Source organism: Microcella sp., assembly GCF_019739195.1.
GTDB lineage: Bacteria > Actinomycetota > Actinomycetes > Actinomycetales > Microbacteriaceae > Microcella.
The window spans coordinates 1-24,601 of record NZ_JAHHDS010000002.1 but is presented as its reverse complement, the minus strand read 5'-3'; the positions used below and the strand labels follow the sequence as shown (position 1 = coordinate 24,601).

Here is a 24,601-nt window from a genome sequence, read left to right as displayed (position 1 = left end):
GTCAGTCAATCACGGGCGCGCGTGCGCGTGCTCAGGGCCCGCCGAGCTCTTGCACCATGACGGTGTCGTCGGGTTGCCACTCGATGAGCAGGCTGCCGTCAGACGTGCGCGCTTGCGCGACGAGGCCATCGCGCTCGAAGGCGTCGAGACCGGCGCACGTGACGCTCGCGCCGACCTGCGGCGCGAGCTCGAGATCAGGCTGAAAAAGGTGCACGCAGTACGACCAGAGCCCCGTGTCGGCCCAGGCGACGAGGGCGCCGACGGCATCCCACGTCGGAGTGGTCGCGAGCACGCGCACGATGAGCCGGTCGTCGGGGTGCAGCGCCCGCAGCGCCTCGGAGTACGCGAGATCGGCCTCGCTCTGCTCGCCCGCGAAGAAGGCCTCGGCCGCATCCGACTCGGGGTAGCGCGGCGCCGGGTCGTCGGGCGGTAGCACCGAGACGCTGGGCCCGCCGGTCGGCCCCCACTGCACGACGAACAGCCTTTGCTGCCCTGAGAGCGTCGCGAGCATCCCGTCGCTCACGAAACTCAGGCGGTCGACGCAGGTCGGCAGCCCCAGCGCGCGCTCGTCGAGCAGCAGCACGCAGACCTCGTTGCGCGCGCGCTCGCCGGGCGAAGTCACGATGAACCGGTAGGCCAGCACCTGGTCGCCGTCGCGCTCGGCGATGATGCGCGGCGTCACGCTCAGGCGCAGGCCCTCGCGCTGCAGCTGGGCGGCGAGGTTGCGCTCCTGCGCGGTCGCCTCGCGGGCGAAGACCTCGAGAGAGGATGCTCCGACCGGGGTCTCCGTCAGCGCGGGCGCGATGCTCGTGGCGGCGATGATGGCTAGCACGCTCGCGGCGATCACCGCCCACGACTGCCGCCACCAGGGTCGGGCGTCACGCTCGCGGTCGATGCGGGAGCGCTCGCTGCTCGACCGAGCCGCGGCCGTTGGCGTCGCGCGCGCCCGCGAAGCACGCTGGTCGCGCACTCGTGCCGGTCGAGGGGGCTCAATCTCGACCGCGTCGCCACGGCGAGCGGGCCCATCGGCCTCGCGCCGCGCGAGTTCGGCGGCCGCCGCGGTCGCCCACCGCTGCTCGTCGTCGGTCTCAGCGCGGCCGAACGCCAGGCGCTCGAGCTCGACGTCGAACAGGTTTCTGACGACATGGTCGAGCTCAGCATCCGGTTCGGACGGCGATGTCATAGCCGCCAGTCAACCCTCACCGACCCGAAAGGGCCAGGGGTCACCCACTCCACCAGGCTCGACTCACTCCGAATTTGAGGCAAACGTAGAGATGTCGCCGCTGGGATCCCACGAGGTGAGCATGCGCCAATCACCGCGCTCAAACTGCAGCGTGATCGTTCCCGAGGCCATCTCCTCGATCGGACGGCAGCTGTTCTCGAGTTGCTCGCCGGCGGCGACGATCGCCAGGCATGCACGCTTGTTCGAGCCGTCGAGTGCTTCGCCCGTGTACGCGGCGAGCCATTCGGCGTCGGGTGGCACCTCGTTGCGCGAATCGGGGTTGTCGACGAGGAAGGCTTCGACGGGATTGAGCGTTCTGAACTGTGTGATGTTCACTCCGGCGCTCTCGAGCAGCAGCTGCTCGGCGACGTACTGCTCATCGAGCTCGGACGCCGGCCGATCGATGAAGATCGCCTCGTAGCCCGGCTCCATGACGAGTCGCTGCGACTCAGAGATGAGTACGTCGAGCTCGGCGCTGCCTTGCGGCCCCCACTCGACGTCATACTGTCCGCCGATGCCATAGAGGGTCGTCGTGATGCCCCGCTGCTCGAACACCGCGCGCGCTACGCACGTCGGGTTCGAGATCGTCGTGTTCTGCGTGCGCTGCGTGAACTCGGCGGCGGCGACGCAGACGAGATCGAGCGTCGGCTCTTGCACGCCCGAAGAGTTGACGAGCGAGCGGTACGCGACGATCGTGCCGAAGCCGACGTCACCCAGTTCGCGCGGCCCGAGGCTGACCCGTTCGCCCGCACGTTCGAAGAGTCCAATGAGTGCGCGCTCGTCGGCGGTCTCCGCTCGGTCGAAGATCTCGAGCGAGGTCGCCGTCGACGGGCGCGGGGCGAGCAGCGCCTGACTGGCGATGACGGCGCCGATCAGCAGCACCGCGACTCCCGCGCCGATCGCGATGCGCCCGCGGATGCTGATGCCGGCTTCGGGCTCGTCCTCATGCTCGATCGGCTCTGCGTTGGTGCGTGTGCCGGTTTCGTGAGGGGCCGCAGCACGAGCGGCGGCGCGCGGGGCGCCTGCGGTCTGCGCGGCGGCGCTGGAAACCGCGAGCTCAGCCCGTCGAGCGAGCTCGAGCGCTGCGCGGTGCGCGCGATCGATCTCGTCGGCCGACGAAGCGCGCCCGTAGGCCCACGCCGCGAGCTGCGCGTCGTCGACCACCGCAAGGTCAGCGGTCGAGGGATCCTCGCTCATGACGCACAGTCAAGCACTCCCCGCAGAGGAGTGCACGGTCAATTGAGCAGTTCGAGCGTGTCTTGCCGGTTCGGGCCGTCGGGGTCGATGCGAATGTTCCAGGTATTGCCCCCGGCGCTGATCGGCACGTCGATGCCAGCCTGTCGCACCGCGCTGAGCAGGGCGCACGCGGTCGACGAGGTGCCGTCGTCGGCACCGACGCGCACGCAGAATGTGGGCTGGCCGCCCTCGGTCTCGCTGCGCAGCAGGTAGGTCGATGCCAAGACGTAGCTGTTCGAGTCGGCAGTTTCGCCTGCGAGCAGAGTGGTCGGCCCGAGCAGCAGGCGCGACGGGTCGTCAACGATGCTCGTGTCGGGTTCCGGATCCGTGTAGACCATGCGATCGATGACGCTGGTGCCTACGAGGTCAGCGAAGTCGACCGCGACTCCCTGCTCGAGTCGAGGCGCCCCGATCGGACCCCAGCGAGCGGAGTCGGGACCGATCGTGCCGTCCGACGCCGACGCCGACAACGGTGCGATGAGGCCTTGGCGTGCGAACTGCTCGGGAGAGACGCATGCTCCTCCCACTGTCCAGAGTTCGTCCGGTCTCTTTGGATCACTGACAACCAGGCAGTACGGGTCCCACTCGGTGCTCGTGCCGTCGGCCACGGCTGCCGCGCGGAAGGCGATCGCGATCATGCCGTTCTCGAGGTCGACGACACGCGGGCCGAGCGTGACGCCCGCGAGACCGTTCGCTGGCAGCCGCTCCGCCCACAGGAGGTCGCGCTCGGTTGCGGGCCGCTCGAAGATCGCGAGGGGGTCAGGATCGGGCTGGCTCAGCACGGCAACGCCTCCGACGAGCGCGAGCGCGGCGGCGGCGACTCCGGCCCAGCCGGTGGCGAGCATCCGTCTGCGGTGTCGACGTTCGTTGTCGGTGAGGGGCGGATGCGCGGACGCTGTCTTGTCGTCGCCCGACAGCTCTGCCGCGCGTCGGGCAGCCTCCGCACGTTCAGCCTCGATGCGCTCAGCCTCGGCCTGCGCGGCGCGGGTGGCCTCCGCGCGTCGCGCGAGTTCGAGCTGGGCGGCCTGCGCGCGGTTGTCGTCTCCACCCGCGCGACCATACGCCCAGCGCTCGAGTTGCGCGTCGTCGACTGCCGAGAGATCGTCACTCACCAGGGCAGTCAACCACGAGCGCGTCGATCAGCCGCCGGAAGGCCCCACGTCGAAGTCGCCCGGCCCCCTGATCTGCGCGTCGCCTTGCGGACCCCAGTCGACGGAGATCAGCCCAGTGACGCCGTCTAGAGTCGCGGTGAGTCCGCTGAGCGTGAACTGGTGCACCGGCTTGCACGATGCGTCGCTCACGGCCGCGAACTCGACGATGGCCACGCACACCGTGCCCGAAGAGTGCGACGAGAGGGCGCTGTACCGCACGGCAATCACGGTGCCGAACTCGCCGTCCGTGAGAATCCGCGCCTCCGCGTCGTCGCCGAGTCCGCCCTGCCTCACCAACTCACTCATGTCGAGCTCCAGCGGGCTCGGATCGCGGGCGAAGATCGAGAGTGAATCATCGGGGCTCGAGGTCGAGAGCACGAGGGAAATCACGCCGATGGCGGCAAGCGTCATGACTCCGGCAACGGCGACCACCAGGCGCAGCACCCGGTGGCGGGGGGCAGAGTCGGGCTCGGGGGAGGCGTCGTGACCCTCGGCGCGATCCGGCTCGGCCCGTCGGGCGAGTTCGCGCAGGGCGGCCTCGGCCCGCTCGCGATCTGCGGCATCGCGAGCGCGGCCGAACGCCCACTCGGCGAGCTGCCGCTCGTCGGCCATCGACAGGGGGTCGCGCATGTCAGCAGTCAACCACGGCAGCAGTCATCACCGGGCCCCGCGAGGCGCCCCGGCGCAGGCCACGACGGTCACTAGACTGAGGCGCTATGGCAGGCGATCGGGGTGACGGAGCAGAGCTCGCGGGTTTCGACGCGCTCATGCCCGGCCCGACCGGTCGCCCCTTGCGCGACTTTCCCGAACCGGCCCCGCTGAAAGGCCACGGCCCGGCCCGCATCATCGCCCTGTGCAACCAGAAGGGCGGCGTCGGCAAGACGACGACCACCATCAGTCTGGGTGCGGCGCTCGCCGAGTACGGCCGCAAGGTGCTGGTCATCGACTTCGACCCGCAGGGCGCGCTGTCGGCGGGTCTCGGCATGCCGAGCCACGACGTCATCACGATCTACGATCTGCTGCTCGGCCGCGAGAAAGATGCGCGCCGCGCGGTGCAGCAGACGGCGACGAAGAACCTGCACCTCATTCCCGCCAACATCGACCTGAGCGCGGCTGAGGTGCACCTCGTCAACGAGGTCGCGCGTGAGCAGATTCTGGCCCGCGTGCTTGCGCCGGTCGTGCCCGACTACGACGTCATTCTCATTGACTGCCAGCCGAGCCTCGGCCTGCTCACGGTCAACGCGCTCACGGCGGCGCACGGCGTGCTCATTCCGCTCGAGTGCGAGTACTTCGCCCTGCGCGGAGTCGCCCTGCTCGTCGAGACGATCGACAAGGTGCGCGACCGCCTGAACCCGGCCATTCAGCTCGACGGCATTCTCGCCACGATGTACGACGCGCGCACGCTGCACTCGCGCGAGGTGCTCGAGCGCGTCGTCGAGACCTTTGGCGAGCAGGTGCTCGAGACGGTCATCGGCCGCACCGTGAAGTTTCCCGACGCGACGGTCGCGGGCGCACCCATCACGACGTTTGCGCCCGACCACCCCGCGGCCGCCGCCTATCGCCAGCTCGCCCGAGAACTGATCGCCCGTGGCCAGGTCGCCTGAGCGGTCGGCGGGTGGGGCAGCGGGCGTGACGTCGACGCTGTCGCCCGCGAGCGTGCCGAGCGACGTGCCGACGGATGCTCCCGCAGGGTTCCGCGTCACCCTCGACGACTTCGACGGCCCGTTCGACCTGCTGCTCAGCCTCATCACCAAGCGTGAGCTCGACATCACCGAAGTGAGCTTGAGCGCCGTCACCGACGAGTTCCTCTCCTACCTGCGCGCTCTCGACACGGGTGACGGGTACGACAGCGACGGCCTCGATCAGGCGAGTGAGTTTCTCGTCGTCGCTGTGACGCTGCTCGATCTCAAGATCGCGAGTCTGCTGCCGCAGGGCGAGCTCGTCGATGCCGAAGACGTCGCACTGCTCGAAGCGCGCGACCTACTGTTCGCTCGACTGCTGCAGTACCGGGCGTTCAAAGAGGTCTCGGCCTGGTTCGCGAGCGGCATTGAGGCCGAGGGGCGGCGGCACGTGCGCTCGGTGCGGCTCGAAGATCAGTTCCGCGAGACGACACCTGAACTGAAGTGGACGCTGAGCCTCGACGACTTCGCGGCTCTGGCGCTGCTCGCTCTCACGCCGCGCGAGATTCCGACAGTCGGCCTCGATCACTTGCACGCTCCGCTCGTCTCGATCCGCGAACAGGCCGCGCACGTCGTCGCCCTGCTGCGGCAGGGCGAACCGCTCACCTTTCGCCAGCTCATCGCCGGAGCCGAGATCAAGGGCGTCATCGTCGCGCGCTTTCTCGCGCTGCTCGAGCTGTATCGCAACGCGGCCGTGGGCTTCGAGCAGCTCGAGCCGCTCGGCGAGCTCACCGTGCGCTGGACCGCCGAGAATTGGAACGACGAGAACCTCGTGAACCTGGGAGCCGACTATGGCCAGTAGCACGCCGACCGAAGAGTCGGCGGCCGTAAGCGCAGTGACTGCTGATAGAGAGGCGCGGGGCATCCCCGACCACGTCGAGGTGACGCGCGCGCTCGAAGCGATCTTCATGGTCGTTGACGAGCCCCAGAGTGTCGTCGGGCTCGCGAGCGCCGTCGGGCGTCCCGTCAAAGAGGTGCGGGCAGCGATCGCCGAGCTCGTCGCCGACTTCGACGGTGAGAACGGTGGACCCCAGCGCGGCTTCGAGCTGCGCGAGGTCGGCGGAGGCTGGCGAATCTACGTGCGCAGCGACCTCGACGAGGTGGTGCGCGACTTCGTGCACACGCAGAATCCGTCAAAGCTCTCGCAGGCGGCGCTCGAGACGCTCGCCGTCATCGCGTACAAGCAGCCGATCAGCAGGGGAGCGATCGCGTCGATTCGCGCCGTCAACGTCGACTCGGTCGTGCGCACGTTGCTCGGCCGCGGACTCATCACTGAAGCGTTCACCGACAGCGAGACCGGAGCGATCCACTACGAGACGACCGACCTGCTGCTCGTGCAGCTCGGCATCAACACGCTCGACGAGCTGCCGAAGATCTCGCCGCTGCTCGACGACGGCAGCGAAGGGTTCGACGATGTCCGGTAGCGGTAGATCAGATAGGCGCAAAGATCATGACCTCGTGCCCGACGTGGTCATCGACTGGTCTGACCCCGCCAGCGCTGAGTCTTCAAAATACATGCGCGCGGGCGACTCGCCGACGAGCGAGCGGCTGCAGAAGGTGCTCGCGGCAGCGGGCGTCGCGAGCCGGCGCGTCAGCGAGCAGTTGATCGCCGCCGGGCGCGTGACCGTCAACGGCGAAGTCGTCAGCGAGCTGGGCAGTCGCGTCGAGCCCGAAAGCGATCTCGTGGCCGTCGACGGCGTCGCGATTCAGCTCGACCCGACGAAGCGCTACATCATGTTCAACAAGCCGACCGGAGTCGTCAGCTCGATGGCCGACGAGGGCGGCAAGCCCGACCTCAGCACCGTCGCCGCGCAGTTCGACGAGCGCCTGTTCAACGTCGGCCGCCTCGACGCCGAGACGAGCGGACTGCTGCTGCTCACCAACGACGGCCCGCTCGCGAACGTGCTCTCGCACCCGCGCTACGGGGTCGAGAAGACCTACATCGCGAAGGTGCGCGGCTCGGTGAACCAGCAGACGCTGCGCAAGCTGAAAGAGGGCATCGAGCTCGACGACGGCCCCATCAACGCCGATGCGGCGCGGCTGCTCGGCGCGCCGAGCCAGGGCCACTCGATGGTCGAGCTGACCCTGCACTCGGGCCGCAACCGAATCGTGCGCCGCATGCTCGCCGAGGTGGGTCACCCGGTCGTCGAGCTCGTGCGCCGACAGTTCGGTCCGCTGCATCTGGGCGGCCTCGCGCTCGGCCAGACCCGTGAACTGACGGATGCCGAACGCGGCGCTCTGCTCACGATCGCCCGGCAGCACAGCGAAGCACCCGACACTGATGGGCCTGCGCCCACTGTCCGGTCTGCCGCCCCGCCCCGGAAGCCCCGCGCATGAGCGACCGCCGCCTCACCGAGCACGTGCACATCATCGGCGCCGGGCTCCTCGGCACGAGTATCGGCCTCGCCCTCGCCGAGAAGGGTGCCGAGGCCACGCTCGCCGATGTCTCGCCGACTGCCGTGCGCCTCGCCGTCGACTACGGCGCGGGTCGCCCGCTGAAGCCCGGCGATGAACCCGGGCTGATCGTGGTCGCGGTACCACCGGACGTCACGGCGGAGTCGGTCGTGCGGGCGCTCGGAGAGCATCCGGATGCCCTCGTCACCGACGTCGCGAGCGTCAAAGGCAGCGTGCTCGCCGAGCTGCACGAACTCGGCGCCGACGTGAGCCGCTACCTCGGCACGCACCCCATGGCCGGGCGCGAGCGCGGCGGGCCCATCTCGGCGCGCGCCGATCTCTTCGTCGGACGCCCCTGGGTGCTCGCGGGCCACGACGCCATCAACTACCGCCGTGCTGGCGCGATCGAAGATCTGATTCTCGATGTCGGCGGCGTGCCGATCGAGATGACCGTCGACGAGCACGATCGCTCGGTCGCGCTCATCAGCCATGTTCCGCAGCTGGTCGCGAGCGCCATGGCGGCGCGGCTCACCGACGGCTCGAACAAGGCCATCGGTCTCGCCGGGCAGGGCGTGCGCGACCTCACCCGCATCGCGTCGAGCGACCCCGGGCTGTGGGTGCAGATTCTCAGTGCGAACGCCGCGCCGGTCGCGAGCATCCTGAGCGCGATGCGTGACGATCTCGATGCGATGCTCGCCGCCCTCGCCGACCCCGAAGCACTGGGCGCGCGTCGCGCCATCGCCGACCTCATCGGCGCGGGCAACGCGGGGGTTGCGCGCATTCCGGGTAAGCACGGCGACGACCGCCGGTTCGCGCAGCTCGTCGTCATGATTGACGACGCTCCGGGCCAGTTGGCGCGGCTGCTCACCGAGATCGGCGAGCTCGGCGTCAACATGGAAGACCTGCGGCTCGAGCACTCGCCGGGCGCGCCCATCGGCTTTGCCGAGGTGTCGGTCGTGCCCGAAGCTGAAGCCTCGCTCATCGAGGCACTGCAATCACGCGGCTGGCGCATCGCCGGCGCGAGCTAGAAGGAGAACCACCTCATGAGCGACATCATCGTGGCCGTCGACGGCCCCGCCGGCAGCGGCAAGTCGAGCGTGAGCCGCGAGGCCGCCCGACGCCTCGACTTCGGCTACCTCGACACGGGGGCGGCCTATCGGGCGCTCGCCTGGCACTGCCTCGACGAAGGCGTCGACCTCGACGACTCGGTGGCCGTCGCCGCGCAGGTCGCCGACTTCGACTACGCGACGGGCCTGAACCCCGACCGCTACTTCGTGCGCGTCGGAGGCGAAGACATCACGACCGACATTCGTGAGCCCCGAGTGAGCGCTGCCGTGAGCGCGGTCGCGCGGGTGCCGGAGGTGCGGAGCGCGCTGACGGCGATGTTCCGCGAGCTGGCGGCAGAGCATCCGTCGGCGGGCGTCATCATCGAGGGCCGCGACATCACGACGGTCGTCGCGCCCGAGGCTGCCGTGCGTGTACTGCTGACGGCCTCGCCAGAGGCTAGAATAGCGAGAAGGTCGGCCGAGCTGAGCGCCGTGTCGACCGAGGCGACCGCGCAGCAGCTGGCCTCGCGGGATGCCCAAGACTCTCGCGTGGTCGACTTCATGAACGCCGCTGAGGGAGTCACCACTCTCGATTCCACCGACCTCGACTTCGAGCAGACGGTGGATGCGCTCATCACCATCGTGCGTGCGGGGGCCTGACCGGGTTCTCGTGCGAAACACACGCCGTCTGCGGGCGGTGGAACAAATGGGAGGATCCCATGACTGAGAACCCTGTTCACCCTGAGACCACTGGCGACGCCGAGTTCGTCGAGCCCGAGTTCGAAGGCGCCGAGGCGGCCGAGGCCGTCGCCGCGCGACTCGCCGAGCTCGACGACGACCTGGCATCGAAGCGGGCGGATGCTCTGCGCGCCGGCCTCGTCGACTACGACCTCGACGACGACGACCTTGAGCTGCTCGAAGGCGCCGAGCTCGGCGTCGACGGCATCATCACGATGCCGGCCCTGCCGGTGCTCGCGATCGTCGGCCGCCCCAACGTCGGCAAGAGCGCGCTCGTCAACCGCATCATCGGCCGTCGTGAGGCTGTCGTCGAAGACACTCCGGGTGTGACCCGCGACCGCGTGACCTACAAGGCCGAGTGGAACACCCGCCGCTTCACCCTCGTCGACACCGGCGGCTGGGAGCCCGACGCGAAGGGCATCAACGCCTCAGTCGCCGCACAGGCCGAGGTCGCGGTCGAGCTTGCCGACGCCGTGCTGTTCGTCGTCGACGCCATCACGGGTGTCACGGCGACCGACGAGTTCGTCGTGTCGATGCTGCGGCGCTCGAACAAGCCGGTCATCGTCGCTGGCAACAAGGTCGACGACGCGCGGCAAGAGGCCGAGGCCGCATCACTGTGGGCGCTCGGGCTAGGTCAACCGTGGCCCGTGTCGGCCCTGCACGGCCGCGGCGTCGCCGACCTGCTCGACCACGTGCTCACCGTGCTGCCCGAGGTCTCGGCCGTGGCGAAGCAGGAGTTCGGCGGCCCGCGCCGTGTGGCCTTGCTCGGCCGCCCGAACGTCGGCAAGTCGAGCCTGCTCAACAAGGCGGCGCGCGAAGAGCGCGTTGTCGTCAACGAGCTCGCCGGCACCACGCGCGACCCCATCGACGAGCAGATCGAGCTTGGCGGCAAGGTGTGGCGCTTCGTCGACACGGCCGGTATTCGTCGCCGCGTGCACCTGCAGCAGGGCGCCGACTTCTACGCCTCGCTGCGCACGGCGGCCGCTCTCGAGAAGGCGGAGGTCGCGGTCGTGCTCATCGACGTGACCGAGCCGCTCAGCGAGCAGGATGTGCGCATCATTGATCTGGTGCTCGAGTCGGGTCGAGCGCTGGTCTTGGCGTTCAATAAGTGGGATCTGCTCGATGACGAGCGCCGCCGCTACCTCGAGCGCGAGATCGAGCAAGACCTGCACCACGTGGCGTGGGCGCCGCGGGTCAACATCTCGGCGCGCACGGGTCGTCACCTCGAGAAGCTCGTGCCGGCCCTCGAGGTCGCGCTCGAGTCGTGGGATACCCGCATCGCGACCGGCAAGCTCAACGCGTTCGTCGCCGAGCTGACGGCCGCGCATCCGCACCCGGTGCGCAGCGGCAAGCAGCCGCGCATTCTGTTCGCGACGCAGGCCTCGACGCGTCCGCCGACGTTCGTGCTCTTCACGACCGGGTTCCTCGACCCCCAGTACCGCCGCTTCATCACGCGGCGACTGCGCGAGGTCTGGGGCTTTGAGGGCACCCCGATTCAGGTGAACATGCGAGTGCGAGAGAAGCGCCAGCGCTAGACCCGTCGCGCCGCCGCAAACTCGGTCATCACTCCGGGATGCCCGGCCGGCGTCGCCAGTACTGAGTCGGGTGCGCGCGCAGCGAGGTCGGGAAATCCGGCGGCCGCGAGCAGCTGGTCGTCGAGGTGCTGCAGCTCGGCGCCGACAAGACTCCACGGCTCGTGCGTGTTGCGCGCGTAGATCGTGCGCCCGAGGTGCCGTTCGTGAAACCCCCAGCGGGCGGTGAGAAAGCGGCTGATCTTGGAATCGACGGGCTCGGTGCCGACCCTGGCGTGGATGCGCGTGGTCGGACGAGAGCCCGTGCGGCGGCGCGAGCGGTACTCGACAGTGTCGTCGGAGATTCGCTTGCCGGCGTGCATCCACTCATACGGAAGCCCGAAGAGTGCGCGGGCCGCGAGCACCGACGGCAGTTGTTCCGCGTCGAGAGAGCGAAAGACCACGCCGCGGCGCCCGGCCTCGTCGATCGAGTACGTGCGCACGTTGATCTCGATGAACGTGCCGAGGCCTGGCACGGGTGGCAGCGGCAGAAAGGCGTGGTCGCTCAACACGAACGGAATGAGCCCGACCCACGCGCTGCCGTCGAAGACGTCGGGGCGAGTGCCGGCCGGCAGGAACGGTGCGACGACCTCGGGGGCGACGCGCCAGTGCAGAAACACGAAGTCGCTCCAGCGCTGGCGAATCACCGCGCGGCCCGGCAGCGGGGGAGCGTACGGGTCAAGCGCGGGTCGGTCGGGCGCTGCGGGCATGCTCCCATCATCCTCGCTTAGCCTGAACTCACCATGACGCACGATCCGCTCTCGAGCACCCCGCCGCCGCTGCCTACCGGCGCCGCGCGCGACCCGGGCGACGCGTGGGTCGAGGGCCCGAACGGGCAGCGCTACTGGGGCCGCTTCGGCGCGGCGGGCCTGCTGGCGTGGCACCCCGAGGCGGGCATCCTGCTGCAGCATCGCGCCGTCTGGTCGCACCACGGCGGCACGTGGGGGCTGCCCGGCGGTGCCCGCAAGCAGCACGAGTCGGCGCACGATGCCGCCCTGCGTGAGGCCTACGAAGAGGCTGGCGTGCCCGCTGACGACGTCACGCCGCTGTTCGAGAGCGAGCTCGATCTGGGCTTCTGGTCGTACACGACCGTCGCCGTGAAGGTCGAGCGGCTGTTCGCCCCGATCGTTGCCGATGCCGAAAGCGTCGCGCTGCGCTGGGTGCCGATCGACGAAGTGGATGCTCTGCCCCTGCACCCCGGATTCTCGAACTCGTGGCCTGCGCTGAAGGCGAGGCTCGTGACAGGCTAGATCGATGGATGCCACCTGGCCCCTCGTTCCGAGCCTGCTGGGGCTCGCCGCATCGATCGCCGTGCTGGTGATCTTCGGCACCCGCCTCGCCCGCACCGCCGACGCCCTCGCCGACCGCACGGGGCTGGGCGAAGCACTGGCCGGAGCTCTGCTCCTGGGAGCGGTGACCTCGCTGCCGGGCATCCTCACCACCATCACCGGCGCGTTGGAAGGCGACGCGGAGTTCGCCCTCGCCAACCCGATCGGCGGGGTCGCGATCCAGACGGTGTGGCTCGCGATCGCCGACCTCGTCTACCGTCGCGCGAATCTCGAGCACGCGGCGGCCTCGCTCGACAACATGCTGCAGGCGGTGCTGCTCATGGCACTGCTGTCACTGCCCGTCATCGCCTATGCGACACCGCAGCTCGCTATCGGGTGGGTTCACCCCGTCACGCTGCTGATTCCGGTGCTCTACCTCTACGGGCTGCGACTTCTGCGCGGCGTGCGCGATGCTCCCATGTGGCAGCCGCGCCGTACGCGCGAGACGCGCACCGACGACGGTGAAGACACCAGCACCGAATCGACGCTGCGGCTGTGGACCACGCTCGCCGTGCTCGCCATCATCGTCGGCGTGACCGGGTGGGTCATCGGCCAGTCGGGGCTCGGCCTCATTGCGGCGACCGGATGGCCGAGCGCTGTTACGGGCTTCACCATCACGACGGCGATCTCGTCGTTGCCTGAGTTGATCACCCTGCTCGCCGCGATTCGCATCGGCGCGCTGACGCTCGGTGTCGGCGGCATCATCGGGGGCAACGTCTTCGACACGCTCATGATCGCCGTCGCCGACGCCTTCACCCTCGAGGGCACGCTTTACAGCCAGGTCGGGCCTGCGAGCCTCGTGCTACTGGGCGGCACGCTGTTCATCACAGCGGTGCTCGCCGCCGGTCTTCTCGTGCGCGAGACACGGGGCATAGGCTTCGAAGGTTTCGCCCTGCCTGTCACCTACCTCGCGACCGTCGCCGGCGCGGTGCTCGTCAGTTGAGCTCGACGACTAGTTGTCGTCGCGTTCGTGTGCTTCGAGGCGTTTGAGTGCATCGAGCGCATCGTCGGCCGCATCGCGGAACGGGTGCAGCACGACCGAGATGGTGCCGTCGGCGACAGCATCGGCGTAGCGGGCGCCGGCCGCATCGGTGTGTGCGGTGACCGCGATCGGGCACGTCGCACCGTGCTGGCGCAGGGCGGTGGCAAGCACCACGCTCGTGTCGGCGTCAGGCACGGTGCTGATGATCCAGCGCGCGTGACGAATGGGCAGCGCATCGGGAAACTCGGGGCTGCTCGCGTCGCCGAACACCACGGTCACCTGTTCGGCGAGGTCGTCGTTGTCGACCTGCACTTGCGCGAACGGGTCCCATTCGACGACGAGCACCGAGCATCCCTCTTCGACGAGTTCGGTCACGAGCTGCTTGCCGAACCGGCCGTACCCGAACACGATCGCGTCGTGCTTCTCGGGCTCGTAGTCGTCGTCGACGATGGTCTTCTTGCGCTCGAAGACGCGCAGGGCGGGCTCGAGCCACGAGTAGATCTGCTTCGAGTAGAGAATCAGGTAGGTCGAACCGGTGATCGTGATGAGCCCGACGAGAGTCACCAAGCCGACCATGTCGTCTCCGACTTGGTCGAGGTCGCGACCGAGTGCGATGAGAATCAGGCTGAACTCGCTGATCTGCGCCACGGCGAGTCCGGCGAGAAACCCGACCCGGCTCGGGTAGCCCATGAGCCCCATGATGATGAGCACGATGAGCGGGTTGCCGATGAGCACGAAGATCGAGAACACGATCGCGGCCGGAATCTGCTCACCGATGGCGCTGAAGTCGAGCTGAGCGCCGAGTGTGATGAAGAAAAACAGCAGCAAGAAGTCGCGCAGACCGCTCAAGCTGGCCGCGATGGTCTCGCGATAGCGAGTGGACGCGAGCGCGAACCCGGCGAGGAACGCCCCGACTTCGATCGAGAAGCCGAGCACATCGGTGAGTGCGGCGAGGGCGACGGCCCAGGCGACGCTCCAGACGATGAGCAGCTCTTGATTGCTGGCGAGCAGCTTGAGCAGCGGCGGCAGCACCCAGCGAGCGACGACGTACACGCCGCCGAGCAGGCCGACGGCGCTGACGACGAGGAACAGCACTTGCTCGCCGATCGATCCTTCGCGACCGCCGCCGAAGCTCGTGAGCGCGATCATGGCGACGATGACGACGACGTCTTGCACGATCAAGAAGCCGAGAGCGATGCGGCCGTGCAGCTCGTCGAGCTCGCGCTTATCGGTGAGCAGCTTGACGATGATGATCGTCGACGAGAAGGTCAGTGCCACGGCGACGTAGATTGCAGGCACGAGGTCGATGCCGAAGGCGAGGGCGATGACCCAGCCGATGAGGGCGGTGAACACGACCTGCCCGAGTCCGGTCAGTAGAGCCACCTTGCCGATCGACCGCACGAGGGTGATGTCGAGCTTCAGGCCGACGAGAAACAGCAGAATCGCGATACCGATCTCGGCGAGTAGCTCGAGTGGTTCGGCTTCGTCGATGATGCCGAGCACATTCGGCCCGACGATGATGCCGACGAGGATGAAAGCGATGATGAGCGGTTGCTTGGCTCGGTGGGCGAGGAAGGCGACGACCCCCGCGATCGCGAGAATGGCAGCCGTCAGGCCGAACGTGTCGAGCTCGATTTCCACAGCATTCACGGTAGCAAGGGCTGTGCGTCGTCTTCGCCCCCGGGCATCAGGGCGCGCATGTGCTGCGTGATGAGCGGGGCCATCTGGTGGTGCGCGAACTCGTCGGGGTGCATCCACATGACGGCGTCAATTTCGGCATCGGCGACGACCGGATGTTCGATCGTGGCGCGGAAGACATCGGCCACGAGCGTCGTGCGCGCCTCGTTGGCGGCGGCGGTCGTGAAGGTGCCGAGGGACTCGAGATCTACGGAGTCGAGGTGCACGCCGAGCTCTTCGTGCAGTTCGCGCGCGAGAGTCTCGGCGGGCGTCTCGCCGGGTTCGGGTTTGCCGCCGGGCTGCATCCACACCTGGGTGCCGCGCTTGCGCACGACGAGCAGTCGCCCGGCGTCGTCGACGGCCAGCACCGCCGACACCCTGATCACCGGCTGTTCGCCCCCAACACTCGCGCCGCCGTCGCCGCTCACGCGCGGTGGTCGAGGATCGTCGTGATGGCGATGCGGATTCCCCGCTCGAGCTCGTCGAGTGTGAAGTGCGGGTCGCCGCCCAGTTGCGGGGTCGCTGGCACGTGGATGAACCCGGCCCGCATCGGTGTTCCACCTGAGCCCTCGCGCTGCTCGGCGATGCCGAGTGCGGCGTACATGACGGCGTTGCACACGTAGCTGCCGGCCGACAGCGAGACCTCGGCCGGAATACCCGCGTCGGCGATCGCGAGGGCGATGTGCTTGATGGGCAGGAGGGCGAAGCGGGCGGCGGGTCCGTGGGGCTCGAGGGGAGCATCCGTGGGCTGGTCGCCGTCGTTGTCGGGGATGCGGGCGTCGGCCAGGTTGATCGCGACGCGTTCGGGCGTGATGGCGCGGCGGTTCTCGGCGAGCCCGAGCATGATGACGACGTCGGGGCGGTGGGCGTCGATGGCCGCGGCGAGAAGGCCCGGTGCGTGCGCGAACGAGACGGGCAGCACTTCGCCGACGAGCTGGCAGTCGGGATGCCCAAGCTCAGCCAGCCGTCGTGCGATGTCGCCGCTGGGGTTGTGGGCTGCGCCGTCGAAGGGCTCGAATCCGGTGACGAGCACGGTGGAAAGCGCGGCGGGGGTCATACGCTCAGCCTGTCACGAGACCTCGGCCCTCGCGGGAGAACTCGCACGGTCACGCTGACGCTCACGCTCACGCACGCACCTACTCGCGCACTCACCTTGCCACGCGCACCGGCTCACGCACTCAGCGCGTCGTGGAGTGCTCGACTCGCGCTGGGCATGTCGAGGGCCTCGTCGAGCCCGGCTTCGGGCGGCACCAGCAGGTAGCGCGGCCCCGCCCGCGTGATCTCCCACCCGTTGTGGTGCGCGAGCAAGTGGTGATGTCGGCACAACAAGATTCCTTCAGCAATGTCGGTACGGCCGCGATCTCGCTGCCAATGCTCGATGTGGTGCGCCTTGGGCTTGCCCGGGTTTGACGGACGGTTGCCGTTTGCAGCTTCAGTTGTAGTGGATCGGCGACTTGTAACCAAGGCTGGAATGCAACCTGTGGTTGTTGTAGGACCAGATATAGCCGAATAGCCTCGCCCTCGCATTGGCCCGCGTAGCGGGCTGCCCGACGGGATAGAGCTCTTCGTTCTTCATTGAAGCGAACCAGGATTCCATCACGGCGTTGTCGCGTGGATCCTTTCGCTCCCCGATCGAGACTGTCATCGAGTGTTCAGCAGCGAGGTTGATCCAGTCGTGGGATGTGAACTGGTATCCGCGGTCCGAGTGGATGACGCATCCCGGCGATGGTTGGCGGATCTTGATTGCCTCTCGCAAGGCGGTCATGACCGTCCCGGGAGCCTCCTTCGAATCCGTGGCCCAAGAGATCACTTCCCGATTGAACGCATCGAGCACGACGGCGGCGTGCAGCCACCCTTCCCCGGTGCGAATCATCGTGAGGTCGGTGAACCACAACCGGTTCGCTGCTGCGGCAACGAAGTGGCGTTGCACGACGTCGATGATCTCGACCCGTCTCACCGTTGGAACAGAGCGTTTGCGGGTTCCGATGCGCCCGCGACGCGCGTGCAGGCCGTTCTCACGGAGCAATCTCGCCACCCGATGCCGGCCGATCCGCATCCCCTGCAACAGCAAAGCTTGATGCATGCGCGGAGCTCCGTAATAGGGAAAGTCGGCGTGAATCGCCTCGATCTTCTCCAGCGCGGCGGCATCCTCGAGATCATGCCGACTCGGGCCGCGAGAGATCCAGTCGTAGTAGCCCGAACGGGAGACCCCGAGCACGCGACACAGCATCGTGACGCGTCGAGAAGGAGCTCTTGCCTTCTCCGCCGCGATCCACCGATAGATCTCTATCGGTGTCGCCTGGCGAAGAAGGCCAATGCTTTTCCCAGAACCTCTAACTCCTCATTGCGTTCTGCGAGCTCCCGCTCGAGCCGGGCAACTTTGGCCTTATCCGATTCCGGCGGCTCCCCGGGTGGCGGCTGCGCAGATTTCTTGTCGGCCACTCTCACCCAGTTCGAGATGGTCGTGGCCGACAGGTCGAACTCCCTCGCGAGGTCCTTGAACGTTCGACCGCGCCGGTAGAGCTCGACGACTTGATCCTTGAACTCCTGCGAAAACTCCCGAGCCATGAGAACACCTTCCCGCGACCAATAGGTCGCTGTCACGATGTCCGTCAAACCCGGGCAAGCCCACCTCACACCAGGAGGGTGGTCTCTCGCACCCGGGCCGTCGGCATCCGCCGTCGCGGGCGGCGAGGGCCAGTCGTTGGCTCCGACTGAAGAGTCGACGCTCACGACCAAGATTGAGCGGCTGGCCCGCGTTCTCGGGGTCGCCGTCGACCGTCAGGATCACGGTTCCGGTGCTGCAGGCGTGCCGTTCGACGGTCTCAATCGACACGGCGTCGGGCTGCCCTTCGAGGTAGCCCCGCCCGCCTCGCTCGTCGAGCGCGCGGCCAGCCACGATGACGCGCACGCCGACCGGCCCGTCACCCAGCAGCTGCGAGGTGTCGGCGGCGACGCCCTGGCGCAGTAACTCGGCGAACGTGTCGCTCGCGCGTTGCTCGGTCGATCGCTGATCTGTCGCTCGTGCATCGGTCGCGCGCTGGTCGGCAGACGTCGACCCAGAACGTCGATCGTCAGCATGAGAGTCAGCTCGCGTGCCATCGTCACTGTCGTCGCCGTCGAAACTCGGCACAGCGCGCTTCGGCGACGTGACGCGGTCATAGACCTCGCTCACGATCGCGAACGTCTCGGGGTCGAGCACCCAGTGCGCGTAGCCCATGCCGTCGGCGCGCCGCCCGATGCGGAACGACCGCTGCTCGCGCCGCGTCTTTTCGCGCTCGGCGATGCCGTCGACATCGAGCTGGTCGCGCTCGGCCCGGGCTTCGCGAGCTGCCCGATCGGCGTCGAGACCGTCGATGCGGGGGAGCAGTCGCGCTGCGGCCTCGTGGAGCACGGCGTCAGACACTGCGGGTGAGGGCGAACCGAGCCCGGTCGTGATGGCGTCAGCGACGGCGACGCTCACACGCCCCTCAAGCACCGCGACTGCAACCGGCGAGGGCGAGTCACTCGCTTCGTCGCCAGACCCGCCCACTGGTGCGCTGAGCGCTGAGCCGACCCGCACGGCGGTGCGAGCATCCGCGACGCGGGTGCCGGTCGTGACGCGCACGAGTTCATCGGGCGTGCGGTGCCCAGTGCGCTGGGCCAACCCGAGCGACCCCAGTTCAGGAGCCGAGCGCCGCGCGATCTCGCCCGCCAGAAGCGACACATGCAGTTGCGCGAGGCGCACTTCGTCAGCGGCCAGACGGGTGAGCTCGAGCAAGACGTCGTCACCGAGGGGACGGAAAGAGTCGGGCTCGCGGGGAACGAGGGCGAGAGCATCCACCGCCGCAGAGAGAGCCGCAGACAGCACCGCAGCCGGCGTGGCGGCCGGCGCGGCGGGCAGTGCGATCGACAGCGCCACCCGCGCCATGGACGATGGCAGGGCGGTAGTCGGCGTCGCCGCTGGGGCAGCGTTGAGCAACGTCATGGTCGCCACCCCTCCTGAGTCTCGCGAGCCGGTTCTGATGCATAGAACATACGTTCGACCACCGACATTCGGGCGCGAGCAGCCCAGAAGGCGGAGAAGAAGAAGAGCCGGTCGAGTGTGGAGGAGTCGCTAGCGCGGCGAAGGCTCCGACGGCGGCTCGGGCGACTCCGGTGACCCCGCCGACCCCGCCGACCCCGCTGACCCCGCCGACCCTGCCGACCCCGGCGCCTCAGGCGGAGCATCCTCAGCACCCTCGCCGCCAGCCCCCTCACCCGGCGCGCGCTGCGTCGCCGACAGCGAGAAGAACACGACGCCGAGCGCTAAGAAGGTGATGCCGATGGCGAAATTGTCGGGCATCGTCAGGCTGAAGGCGACGCCGACGACGAAGAACGTGAGCCCACTCGCCATCCAGGCTCCGCGCGCGCCGGCCGACCCGCTGCGGTCACGAGGCGATTCGTCAGAGGGATGCTCGCTCATGCCCTCTACGATATGCGCCGCGCCGCCGCTGCGGGCGTAGCATCACGACCGTGACCTCCACCTCACCCGAGCCCGCACTGCTGAGCCCCCACCGCACGCGCCTCGTACTGCTCGTCGTGAGCATCTCGCTCATGACGGTCGTCTCCGCGGTCAGCGGACTCAACGTCGCCCTGCCGAGCCTCGCCCGCGCGACGGGCGCGAGCCAGACCGAGCTCACCTGGATCGTCGACGCCTACACCGTCATCTTCGCCGGCCTGCTGCTCGCTTCGGGCGCGATCGGCGACAGGCTGGGCCGCAAGGGCATTCTGCTCGTGGGCCTCGCGATCTTCGGCGTCGCGGCCGGCGCGGCGGCGTTCGCTGAGACCCCCAGCACACTCATCGTCCTGCGCGCCGTCATGGGCATCGGCGCGGCCGCGATCATGCCGACGACCCTCTCGGTCATCACGACGACGTTTCCGCTCGAGCAGCGCGGCAAGGCCGTCGGCGTCTGGGTGGGCGTCGCGGGCGGTGGAGCCGCGATCGGCGTGTTCGTGGCCGCGCTGCTGCTGCAGTGGTTCGAGTGGCCGTCGTTCTTCTGGCTCAACGTCGCGCTCGCGGCGACAGGCTTCGTGGGCACCGTACTGGTGGTTCCCCGAGGGCGAGACGAGCATCCACCCCGCTTCGACGGGTTCGGCGCGGTGCTGAGCCTGCTCGCCGTCGGGGGAATCGTGTTCGGCATCATCGAGATTCCGGAGCGCGGGGGAGACGACCCGCTCGCCCTCGGCGTGCTCGCAGCGGGGCTCGCCGCCCTTGCCGCCTTCGTCGCCTGGGAGTGGCGCAGCCCAGCCCCGCTGCTCGACCCGCGTCTGTTCGCCGTGCGCGGCTTCGGCATGGGCAGCCTCTCGCTCGCCGTGCAGTTCTTCGCCGCCTTTGGCTTCTTCTTCGCGGCGCTGCAGTACCTGCAGTTCGTGGCCGGGCTGAGCCCGCTGTGGGCGGCGGCGTGCCTGCTGCCGATGCCGTTCATCCTGATTCCGCTCGCGCGCTTCTCGCCGCGCCTGGCCGAACGCTTCGGCTATCGTCGCGTCGCCCCCGTCGGCCTCATCCTCATCGCGGCCGCGTTCGTCGTCTTCGCACAGCTCGAGGTCGAGCTGAACTACGCGGTCTTCGGGTCTGGAATCGTGCTCTTCGCGATCGGCATGGCACTCTCGGGGGCTCCGTCGACGACGGCGATCACCCAGTCGCTGCCGCCGGGCAAGCAGGGCGTGGCGTCGGCCGTCAACGACACGGCCCGCGAATTCGGCAGCGCGCTTGGCATCGCGGTGCTCGGCAGCATCTTGACGGCCACGTACAAATCGGGGGTTCAGGATGCGATCGCGGGCCTGCCGCCCGCGATCGGCGCCGCCGTCGAATCGTCGATCGCTTTCGCTCAATCAGACCGGGTCGCCGAGTTCGGAGCCGCCGCCGAGCCCGTCATCGCCGCCGCCAAGCAGGCCTTCCTCGACGGTGTGACGACGGCCCTACTCGTGGCGGCAGTCGTGCTCGCGCTGACCGCGGCGATCACGGCGACGTTCGGGCCGAGGCGCTCACGTGGGGTGGCCAACAAGTAGCTTTCATAAAACGTTTGCTAGCATGCATTTTATGAAAGTAAAGCCGTCTGCGCTGTTTCCGCTCCTGCGCTCCGACACACAGGGGCAGATCCTTGCCGCGCTTGAACTGAGCGAGCGCGGCGAAACGGCCAGTGACCTCGCGCGGTTGGTCGGCACAAGCCTGCCGACGGTGACGCGCGAACTCTCACGATTGGCCGACGCCGAGCTTCTCGTCGCGGAGTCGGTGGGCCGGCGAGCTGTCTATCGACCGAACCCCGCGCATCCGTTGAGCGATGCCCTTCGTGAGATTGCGCTTTTTACCTACGGGCCGCAACCGGTCATCGCTCGCGAGCTAGCGACTGTGCCGGGCATCGATTATGCCGCGATCTTCGGTTCATGGGCTGCGCGACGCAGCGGCGAACCCGGGCCGCCCCCTCGAGACATCGACGTGCTCGTTGTCGGTGAACCCGACCTCGATGAGGTATACGACGCTGCGCGCCGCGTCGAGCAGGCCCTTCGTCGCGAGGTTAACGTCACCACGATGACGCCGGACCGTTGGGCTGCTGTGGATGACCCCTTCGTCGAGACGGTGCGTGCGCGACCATGGGTCGACTTGGCCGTCGACACGAGGGGCGCACATGACGTGGCAGCAAGGCACGGCAGTCATAGACCAGCTTCTGAACCGAGGTGAACTCGAGAGGGTCACCCCGAACCCCGAATTCGCGCTCGCCTCGCTCGACCTGTGCGACACCCACATCGCGACGGCGCAGTCGTCGCTGTCGAGCGACCCTGTGGCGGCGGTGGCCGTCGCTTACGACGCGGCTCGCAAAGCCCTCGTGGCCCTCTTGCTCGCGCAGGGGCTGAGACCCACCCATCGAGGCGGTCACATCGCGGTCACGGACGCAGCGAGTGCCCAACTTGACCCGCCAAACCGAATCGGCCGCCAGGTCGATCGCATTCGGCGCTTGCGCAACGACAACGAGTACCCCGATGCTGGCGCCCCACAAGCGTCGATGGAGAACGCCGCCGACGCGATCGCAGTAGCACGAGACGCCGTGCAAGCAGCGCAGCTCGTGCTGCCGCACCTCTCTCCTTTCTGAATCGCATTCGGGCAGACTGGCCCGATGACCCGCGCCACCTCGACCACGACGCACGGCCCCGTGCGCGCCGTGCACGCCATCACCCTCGGCGAGGTGCAGGTGCGCCCGAAGAACATTGAGGGCACGGGCACTCCGATGCTGTGGTGGACCCTCACCGCCCGCACCTGGAGCCCCTGGCTGCCCGTGCTCGCCTTCGTCATCGAGCACGAGCGCGGCACGGTGCTCTTCGACACCGGGCAGAGCCCCGACTCGCTCACCGACCCTGGCTACTATCCGGGCGGGATGCTCGGCTGGGTCTACCGCCGCCAAGCCCGCTTTCGCGTGCCCGCCGAGCAGACCTTGACCGCCCAGCTGGCCGCGCTCGGCTTCACCGCCGGCGACATCACCCACGTGGCTCTTTCGCACCTGCACCAAGACCACGCCGGCAACCTCGCGCCGTTCACCAACGTGCCCGTCTACGTGGCCCCCGCCGAGCTCGCCCTGCTCGAGCAGAAGACGCCCGAGCTGCACGGGGTGCTCGCCGCGCGCATCCCGCCCCCCGGCGTCACCCTCACGCCGGTGCCCTTCACCGACGCTGACGAGTTCGACCTCTTCGACGACGGCAGCCTCGTGCTTATGCCGACCCCCGGGCACAGCCCCGGTTCGATGAGTCTGCTGATTCGCCGAGCGGATGCTGCGCCCCTGCTGCTCGTCGGCGACGTCACCTACGACCCCGAGCTGCTGTCGCGCGGCATCGTGCCCGACGTCGGAGACCGTGCCGACCAGCTCGAGACGGCGCGCCGCATCACCGAGCTGACGTCAAGCGAGCCGACGCTGCGCGTACTCGCGGCCCATGACCCCAGCGCTCTCACCCTGCTCACCCAGCCTTGACCGCTGCTCCCCTCTACCTGCACTAGACTCTCCTACGGCCCACGCACGACCGGGCCAGCCACGGGCTGTGGCGCAGCTTGGTAGCGCACTTGACTGGGGGTCAAGGGGTCGCAGGTTCAAATCCTGTCAGCCCGACCAAATGTGAAAAGGCCGTCCAATAGGACGGCCTTTTCACATTTCCTCGGGCTAATCAAGGTTGCACCTGCGAGCAGGTGGGCCCCCGGCGCGAGGGGCCCCAGTCGCGGCTCCGCCGCGTCTGGGGGAGCACCAGGGACAAATCCCAACTTGCCACTCGCTGTGATGTCTCAAGACATCTGCAACGGCCGAACCTATTTTTGGGTTCGGCCGTTGGCCTTTTCTAGGGGCTGATAGTTCCGTTCGAGGTCGATCACGAGCTCGCGGATCACTTCTCCTGTGGTGGCGTTGATGACGGTGACGTTGAGGTCTTGGGCGAGGATCAGCACGCGGGTGCCGACGTGCGGTCGGCCCAGGCTGATGTGTCGCATGCCGCTGTGTACGCGTAAGCAAACGGTGCCGTTCTTGTCGACGCGGTCATGTCGGATGCGGTCGTGCGAGTCAGCTACCCGGTGCTGTGCTCCTCGGGGTGTCGCCTTCGGTAGTGCCCGGTAGCGGGCTGCTGGGGTTGAGTGGTGCGGGAGCGATCGGTGAGGGCGGTGCTGGTTGTAGTAGCTGACGAACTCATCGAGTTGCTCTTGCAGCTGCTGCAGCGTTTCGGCTGGCGGTTGAGCTCGAAGCCATTTCTTCAGCGTCTGCTGAAACCGCTCGACTTTGCCTTGCGTTTGCGGGTGCGAGGGGGAGCCGTTGCGCTGCTCGATGCCGCGACTGTGGAGTTCTGCTTCGAAAGCGTTGCGGCCTCCCTGGCGCCCCCAGCCGGCCAGGCGGACGGTGAAGACCATGCCGTTATCGGTCAAGGTTGCCTGCGGAGGGCCGTGCTCGGTGATCGCGGCCCGGAAGGCAGCCAGCACGTGGGGTGTGGTCACGCGAGTGTGGGCGGTGACTGAGATGGCCAGTCGTGTGCAGTCGTCGAGGAAGGTGAGGATCTCCGTGCCGGTGCCGTCGGCGAGAGAAAAGTGGGTGAAGTCGGATTGCCAGCACTCGTTGGGCAGGTCGGCTTGGAAGCGAATGTAGGAGGACTTCGGTCGTTTCTTTGGTTCGGGAGTCACGAGACCTTCGCGGCTGAGGATGCGCGCGATGGTGGCCCGGGAAACGGTGATGCCGTGGTGGTGCTGAAGGTGCCAGGCGATCGTCGCGGGGCCGTGATCCAGGCCTCGAGTTTGTAGGTTCGCTCGTAGGTTCACGATCACCTCGACCGTGGCGGCAGGGGTGGCGTTGGGAGAGGTCTTCGGCCGTCGCGATCGTTGTTCGAGTCCGGCCTCGCCCTCTCGGCGCCAGCGGGCCATGATGCGGCTGACGCGGCTCGGAGACAAGCCGTAGGTGCGGGCTGCTTGGGCTTGAGTGAGGCCTTGGACGGTGATCGCGGTGACGATGAGGTGGGCTCGAGACACTCGCGAGCCTGCCGCAGAAGAGTGTTGCCTATGTCGTGAGACATCCGTTGCTTAAGTCATGAGACTCAACAC

Annotated in this window: 25 protein-coding genes, 1 tRNA gene and 1 pseudogene; 14 read left to right on the top strand and 13 right to left on the bottom strand. The window is 68.2% G+C overall.

All coding sequences use genetic code 11. From position 1 onward, the window contains the following. Positions 1–31 precede the first annotated feature (31 nt). From KL788_RS00730 to KL788_RS00715, 4 genes are all read right to left on the bottom strand, one after another. On the bottom strand, positions 32–1,183 hold the full coding sequence (locus KL788_RS00730; protein WP_293167591.1) for a hypothetical protein: 1,152 nt from the start codon (positions 1,181–1,183) through the stop codon (positions 32–34). Between the two features lie 63 nt (positions 1,184–1,246). Then, positions 1,247–2,419 carry a hypothetical protein gene (locus tag KL788_RS00725; RefSeq protein ID WP_293167589.1) on the bottom strand — a complete coding sequence of 391 codons (1,173 nt, stop codon included), beginning with the start codon at positions 2,417–2,419 and terminating at the stop codon, positions 1,247–1,249. A 38-nt stretch (positions 2,420–2,457) separates the two neighbouring features. Next, positions 2,458–3,570 carry a hypothetical protein gene (locus KL788_RS00720; protein ID WP_293167587.1) on the bottom strand — a complete coding sequence of 371 codons (1,113 nt, stop codon included), beginning with the start codon at positions 3,568–3,570 and terminating at the stop codon, positions 2,458–2,460. Positions 3,571–3,597: 27 nt separating this feature from the next. After that, positions 3,598–4,239 (bottom strand): hypothetical protein, encoded by a 642-nt coding sequence (locus tag KL788_RS00715; protein WP_293167585.1) that lies wholly within the window; start codon positions 4,237–4,239, stop codon positions 3,598–3,600. A gap of 86 nt (positions 4,240–4,325) precedes the next feature. Here KL788_RS00715 and KL788_RS00710 point away from each other — a divergent pair, with 86 nt between their 5' ends. The 7 genes from KL788_RS00710 (at position 4,326) to der (ending at position 11,001) form a co-directional block, all read left to right on the top strand. Next, positions 4,326–5,213, top strand: coding sequence for a ParA family protein (locus KL788_RS00710; protein ID WP_293167583.1), 888 nt, complete (start codon positions 4,326–4,328; stop codon positions 5,211–5,213). A 25-nt stretch (positions 5,214–5,238) separates the two neighbouring features. Beyond that, positions 5,239–6,090, top strand: coding sequence for a segregation and condensation protein A (locus KL788_RS00705; protein WP_428846099.1), 852 nt, complete (start codon positions 5,239–5,241; stop codon positions 6,088–6,090). Next, entirely contained in the window at positions 6,080–6,712 is a 633-nt protein-coding gene (scpB, locus tag KL788_RS00700; protein ID WP_293167581.1) for an SMC-Scp complex subunit ScpB, read from the top strand. Before KL788_RS00705 ends, scpB begins: the two co-directional genes overlap by 11 nt. A gap of 91 nt (positions 6,713–6,803) precedes the next feature. Then, entirely contained in the window at positions 6,804–7,625 is an 822-nt protein-coding gene (locus tag KL788_RS00695; protein WP_293167913.1) for a pseudouridine synthase, read from the top strand. After that, a complete protein-coding gene (locus KL788_RS00690; RefSeq protein ID WP_293167580.1) occupies positions 7,622–8,710 on the top strand; it encodes a prephenate dehydrogenase in 1,089 nt (362 codons plus the stop codon). Before KL788_RS00695 ends, KL788_RS00690 begins: the two co-directional genes overlap by 4 nt. 15 nt (positions 8,711–8,725) lie before the next feature. Continuing rightward, on the top strand, positions 8,726–9,388 hold the full coding sequence (gene cmk / locus KL788_RS00685; RefSeq protein WP_293167578.1) for a (d)CMP kinase: 663 nt from the start codon (positions 8,726–8,728) through the stop codon (positions 9,386–9,388). Positions 9,389–9,447: 59 nt separating this feature from the next. Next, positions 9,448–11,001, top strand: a complete 1,554-nt coding sequence (der, locus tag KL788_RS00680; RefSeq protein ID WP_293167576.1) for a ribosome biogenesis GTPase Der — start codon at positions 9,448–9,450, stop codon at positions 10,999–11,001. Here der and KL788_RS00675 read toward each other — a convergent pair. Then, a complete protein-coding gene (locus tag KL788_RS00675; RefSeq protein WP_293167574.1) occupies positions 10,998–11,747 on the bottom strand; it encodes a YqjF family protein in 750 nt (249 codons plus the stop codon). The genes der and KL788_RS00675 overlap by 4 nt on opposite strands. A 33-nt stretch (positions 11,748–11,780) precedes the next feature. Between KL788_RS00675 and KL788_RS00670 the strand changes: the two genes are divergently transcribed. Next, positions 11,781–12,287 (top strand): NUDIX domain-containing protein, encoded by a 507-nt coding sequence (locus tag KL788_RS00670; protein ID WP_293167572.1) that lies wholly within the window; start codon positions 11,781–11,783, stop codon positions 12,285–12,287. Between the two features lie 4 nt (positions 12,288–12,291). Continuing rightward, a complete protein-coding gene (locus KL788_RS00665) occupies positions 12,292–13,308 on the top strand; it encodes a sodium:calcium antiporter (protein WP_293167570.1) in 1,017 nt (338 codons plus the stop codon). A 9-nt stretch (positions 13,309–13,317) separates the two neighbouring features. On the opposite strand, the gene KL788_RS00660 is transcribed toward KL788_RS00665, so the two are convergent. The 7 genes and pseudogenes from KL788_RS00660 to KL788_RS00635 form a co-directional block, all read right to left on the bottom strand. Continuing rightward, positions 13,318–14,988, bottom strand: a complete 1,671-nt coding sequence (locus KL788_RS00660; protein ID WP_293167568.1) for a cation:proton antiporter — start codon at positions 14,986–14,988, stop codon at positions 13,318–13,320. A 5-nt stretch (positions 14,989–14,993) separates the two neighbouring features. Continuing rightward, positions 14,994–15,452: an NUDIX hydrolase gene (locus tag KL788_RS00655; RefSeq protein WP_293167566.1), complete on the bottom strand. Its 459-nt coding sequence runs from the start codon at positions 15,450–15,452 to the stop codon at positions 14,994–14,996. Then, on the bottom strand, positions 15,449–16,081 hold the full coding sequence (pcp, locus tag KL788_RS00650; protein WP_293167564.1) for a pyroglutamyl-peptidase I: 633 nt from the start codon (positions 16,079–16,081) through the stop codon (positions 15,449–15,451). The genes KL788_RS00655 and pcp overlap by 4 nt, the downstream gene beginning before the upstream one ends. Before the next feature lie 375 nt (positions 16,082–16,456). Further along, positions 16,457–17,308, bottom strand: coding sequence for an IS3 family transposase (locus KL788_RS00645; RefSeq protein ID WP_293167911.1), 852 nt, complete (start codon positions 17,306–17,308; stop codon positions 16,457–16,459). A 2-nt stretch (positions 17,309–17,310) separates the two neighbouring features. Continuing rightward, entirely contained in the window at positions 17,311–17,592 is a 282-nt protein-coding gene (locus KL788_RS14085; protein ID WP_293171584.1) for a transposase, read from the bottom strand. A gap of 124 nt (positions 17,593–17,716) precedes the next feature. Further along, positions 17,717–18,934: pseudogene (locus KL788_RS00640) on the bottom strand (DUF222 domain-containing protein); the annotation flags it as partial. Between the two features lie 186 nt (positions 18,935–19,120). Further along, entirely contained in the window at positions 19,121–19,468 is a 348-nt protein-coding gene (locus tag KL788_RS00635) for a hypothetical protein (protein WP_293167560.1), read from the bottom strand. A 50-nt stretch (positions 19,469–19,518) separates the two neighbouring features. On the opposite strand from KL788_RS00635, the gene KL788_RS00630 reads away from it, so the two are divergent. From KL788_RS00630 to KL788_RS00610, 5 genes are all read left to right on the top strand, one after another. After that, positions 19,519–21,054 (top strand): MFS transporter, encoded by a 1,536-nt coding sequence (locus KL788_RS00630; protein WP_293167558.1) that lies wholly within the window; start codon positions 19,519–19,521, stop codon positions 21,052–21,054. Then, positions 21,035–21,724, top strand: coding sequence for a hypothetical protein (locus KL788_RS00625; protein WP_293167556.1), 690 nt, complete (start codon positions 21,035–21,037; stop codon positions 21,722–21,724). Before KL788_RS00630 ends, KL788_RS00625 begins: the two co-directional genes overlap by 20 nt. Then, on the top strand, positions 21,672–22,133 hold the full coding sequence (locus KL788_RS00620; RefSeq protein WP_293167554.1) for a HEPN domain-containing protein: 462 nt from the start codon (positions 21,672–21,674) through the stop codon (positions 22,131–22,133). The genes KL788_RS00625 and KL788_RS00620 overlap by 53 nt, the downstream gene beginning before the upstream one ends. Before the next feature lie 24 nt (positions 22,134–22,157). Continuing rightward, positions 22,158–23,003, top strand: coding sequence for an N-acyl homoserine lactonase family protein (locus KL788_RS00615; protein WP_293167552.1), 846 nt, complete (start codon positions 22,158–22,160; stop codon positions 23,001–23,003). A 61-nt stretch (positions 23,004–23,064) separates the two neighbouring features. Further along, positions 23,065–23,141 (top strand) — tRNA-Pro (locus KL788_RS00610). Between the two features lie 191 nt (positions 23,142–23,332). Here the strand turns inward: KL788_RS00610 and KL788_RS00605 are convergent. Further along, positions 23,333–24,529: an IS481 family transposase gene (locus KL788_RS00605; protein WP_293172456.1), complete on the bottom strand. Its 1,197-nt coding sequence runs from the start codon at positions 24,527–24,529 to the stop codon at positions 23,333–23,335. Positions 24,530–24,601: the final 72 nt, after the last annotated feature.

Bases quoted from the DNA above. Each gene is read 5' to 3' on its own strand.
- KL788_RS00665 (WP_293167570.1), top strand. From the start codon at position 12,292: ATGGATGCCACCTGGCCCCTCGTTCCGAGCCTGCTGGGGCTCGCCGCA.
- KL788_RS00615 (WP_293167552.1), top strand. From the start codon at position 22,158: ATGACCCGCGCCACCTCGACCACGACGCACGGCCCCGTGCGCGCCGTG.
- cmk (WP_293167578.1), top strand. From the start codon at position 8,726: ATGAGCGACATCATCGTGGCCGTCGACGGCCCCGCCGGCAGCGGCAAG.
- KL788_RS00730 (WP_293167591.1), bottom strand. From the start codon at position 1,183: ATGACATCGCCGTCCGAACCGGATGCTGAGCTCGACCATGTCGTCAGA.
- KL788_RS00710 (WP_293167583.1), top strand. From the start codon at position 4,326: ATGGCAGGCGATCGGGGTGACGGAGCAGAGCTCGCGGGTTTCGACGCG.
- KL788_RS00620 (WP_293167554.1), top strand. From the start codon at position 21,672: ATGACGTGGCAGCAAGGCACGGCAGTCATAGACCAGCTTCTGAACCGA.
- KL788_RS14085 (WP_293171584.1), bottom strand. From the start codon at position 17,592: ATGGCTCGGGAGTTTTCGCAGGAGTTCAAGGATCAAGTCGTCGAGCTC.
- KL788_RS00690 (WP_293167580.1), top strand. From the start codon at position 7,622: ATGAGCGACCGCCGCCTCACCGAGCACGTGCACATCATCGGCGCCGGG.
- KL788_RS00670 (WP_293167572.1), top strand. From the start codon at position 11,781: ATGACGCACGATCCGCTCTCGAGCACCCCGCCGCCGCTGCCTACCGGC.
- KL788_RS00715 (WP_293167585.1), bottom strand. From the start codon at position 4,239: ATGCGCGACCCCCTGTCGATGGCCGACGAGCGGCAGCTCGCCGAGTGG.
- der (WP_293167576.1), top strand. From the start codon at position 9,448: ATGACTGAGAACCCTGTTCACCCTGAGACCACTGGCGACGCCGAGTTC.
- KL788_RS00635 (WP_293167560.1), bottom strand. From the start codon at position 19,468: ATGAGCGAGCATCCCTCTGACGAATCGCCTCGTGACCGCAGCGGGTCG.
- scpB (WP_293167581.1), top strand. From the start codon at position 6,080: ATGGCCAGTAGCACGCCGACCGAAGAGTCGGCGGCCGTAAGCGCAGTG.
- KL788_RS00725 (WP_293167589.1), bottom strand. From the start codon at position 2,419: ATGAGCGAGGATCCCTCGACCGCTGACCTTGCGGTGGTCGACGACGCG.
- pcp (WP_293167564.1), bottom strand. From the start codon at position 16,081: ATGACCCCCGCCGCGCTTTCCACCGTGCTCGTCACCGGATTCGAGCCC.
- KL788_RS00675 (WP_293167574.1), bottom strand. From the start codon at position 11,747: ATGCCCGCAGCGCCCGACCGACCCGCGCTTGACCCGTACGCTCCCCCG.
- KL788_RS00695 (WP_293167913.1), top strand. From the start codon at position 6,804: ATGCGCGCGGGCGACTCGCCGACGAGCGAGCGGCTGCAGAAGGTGCTC.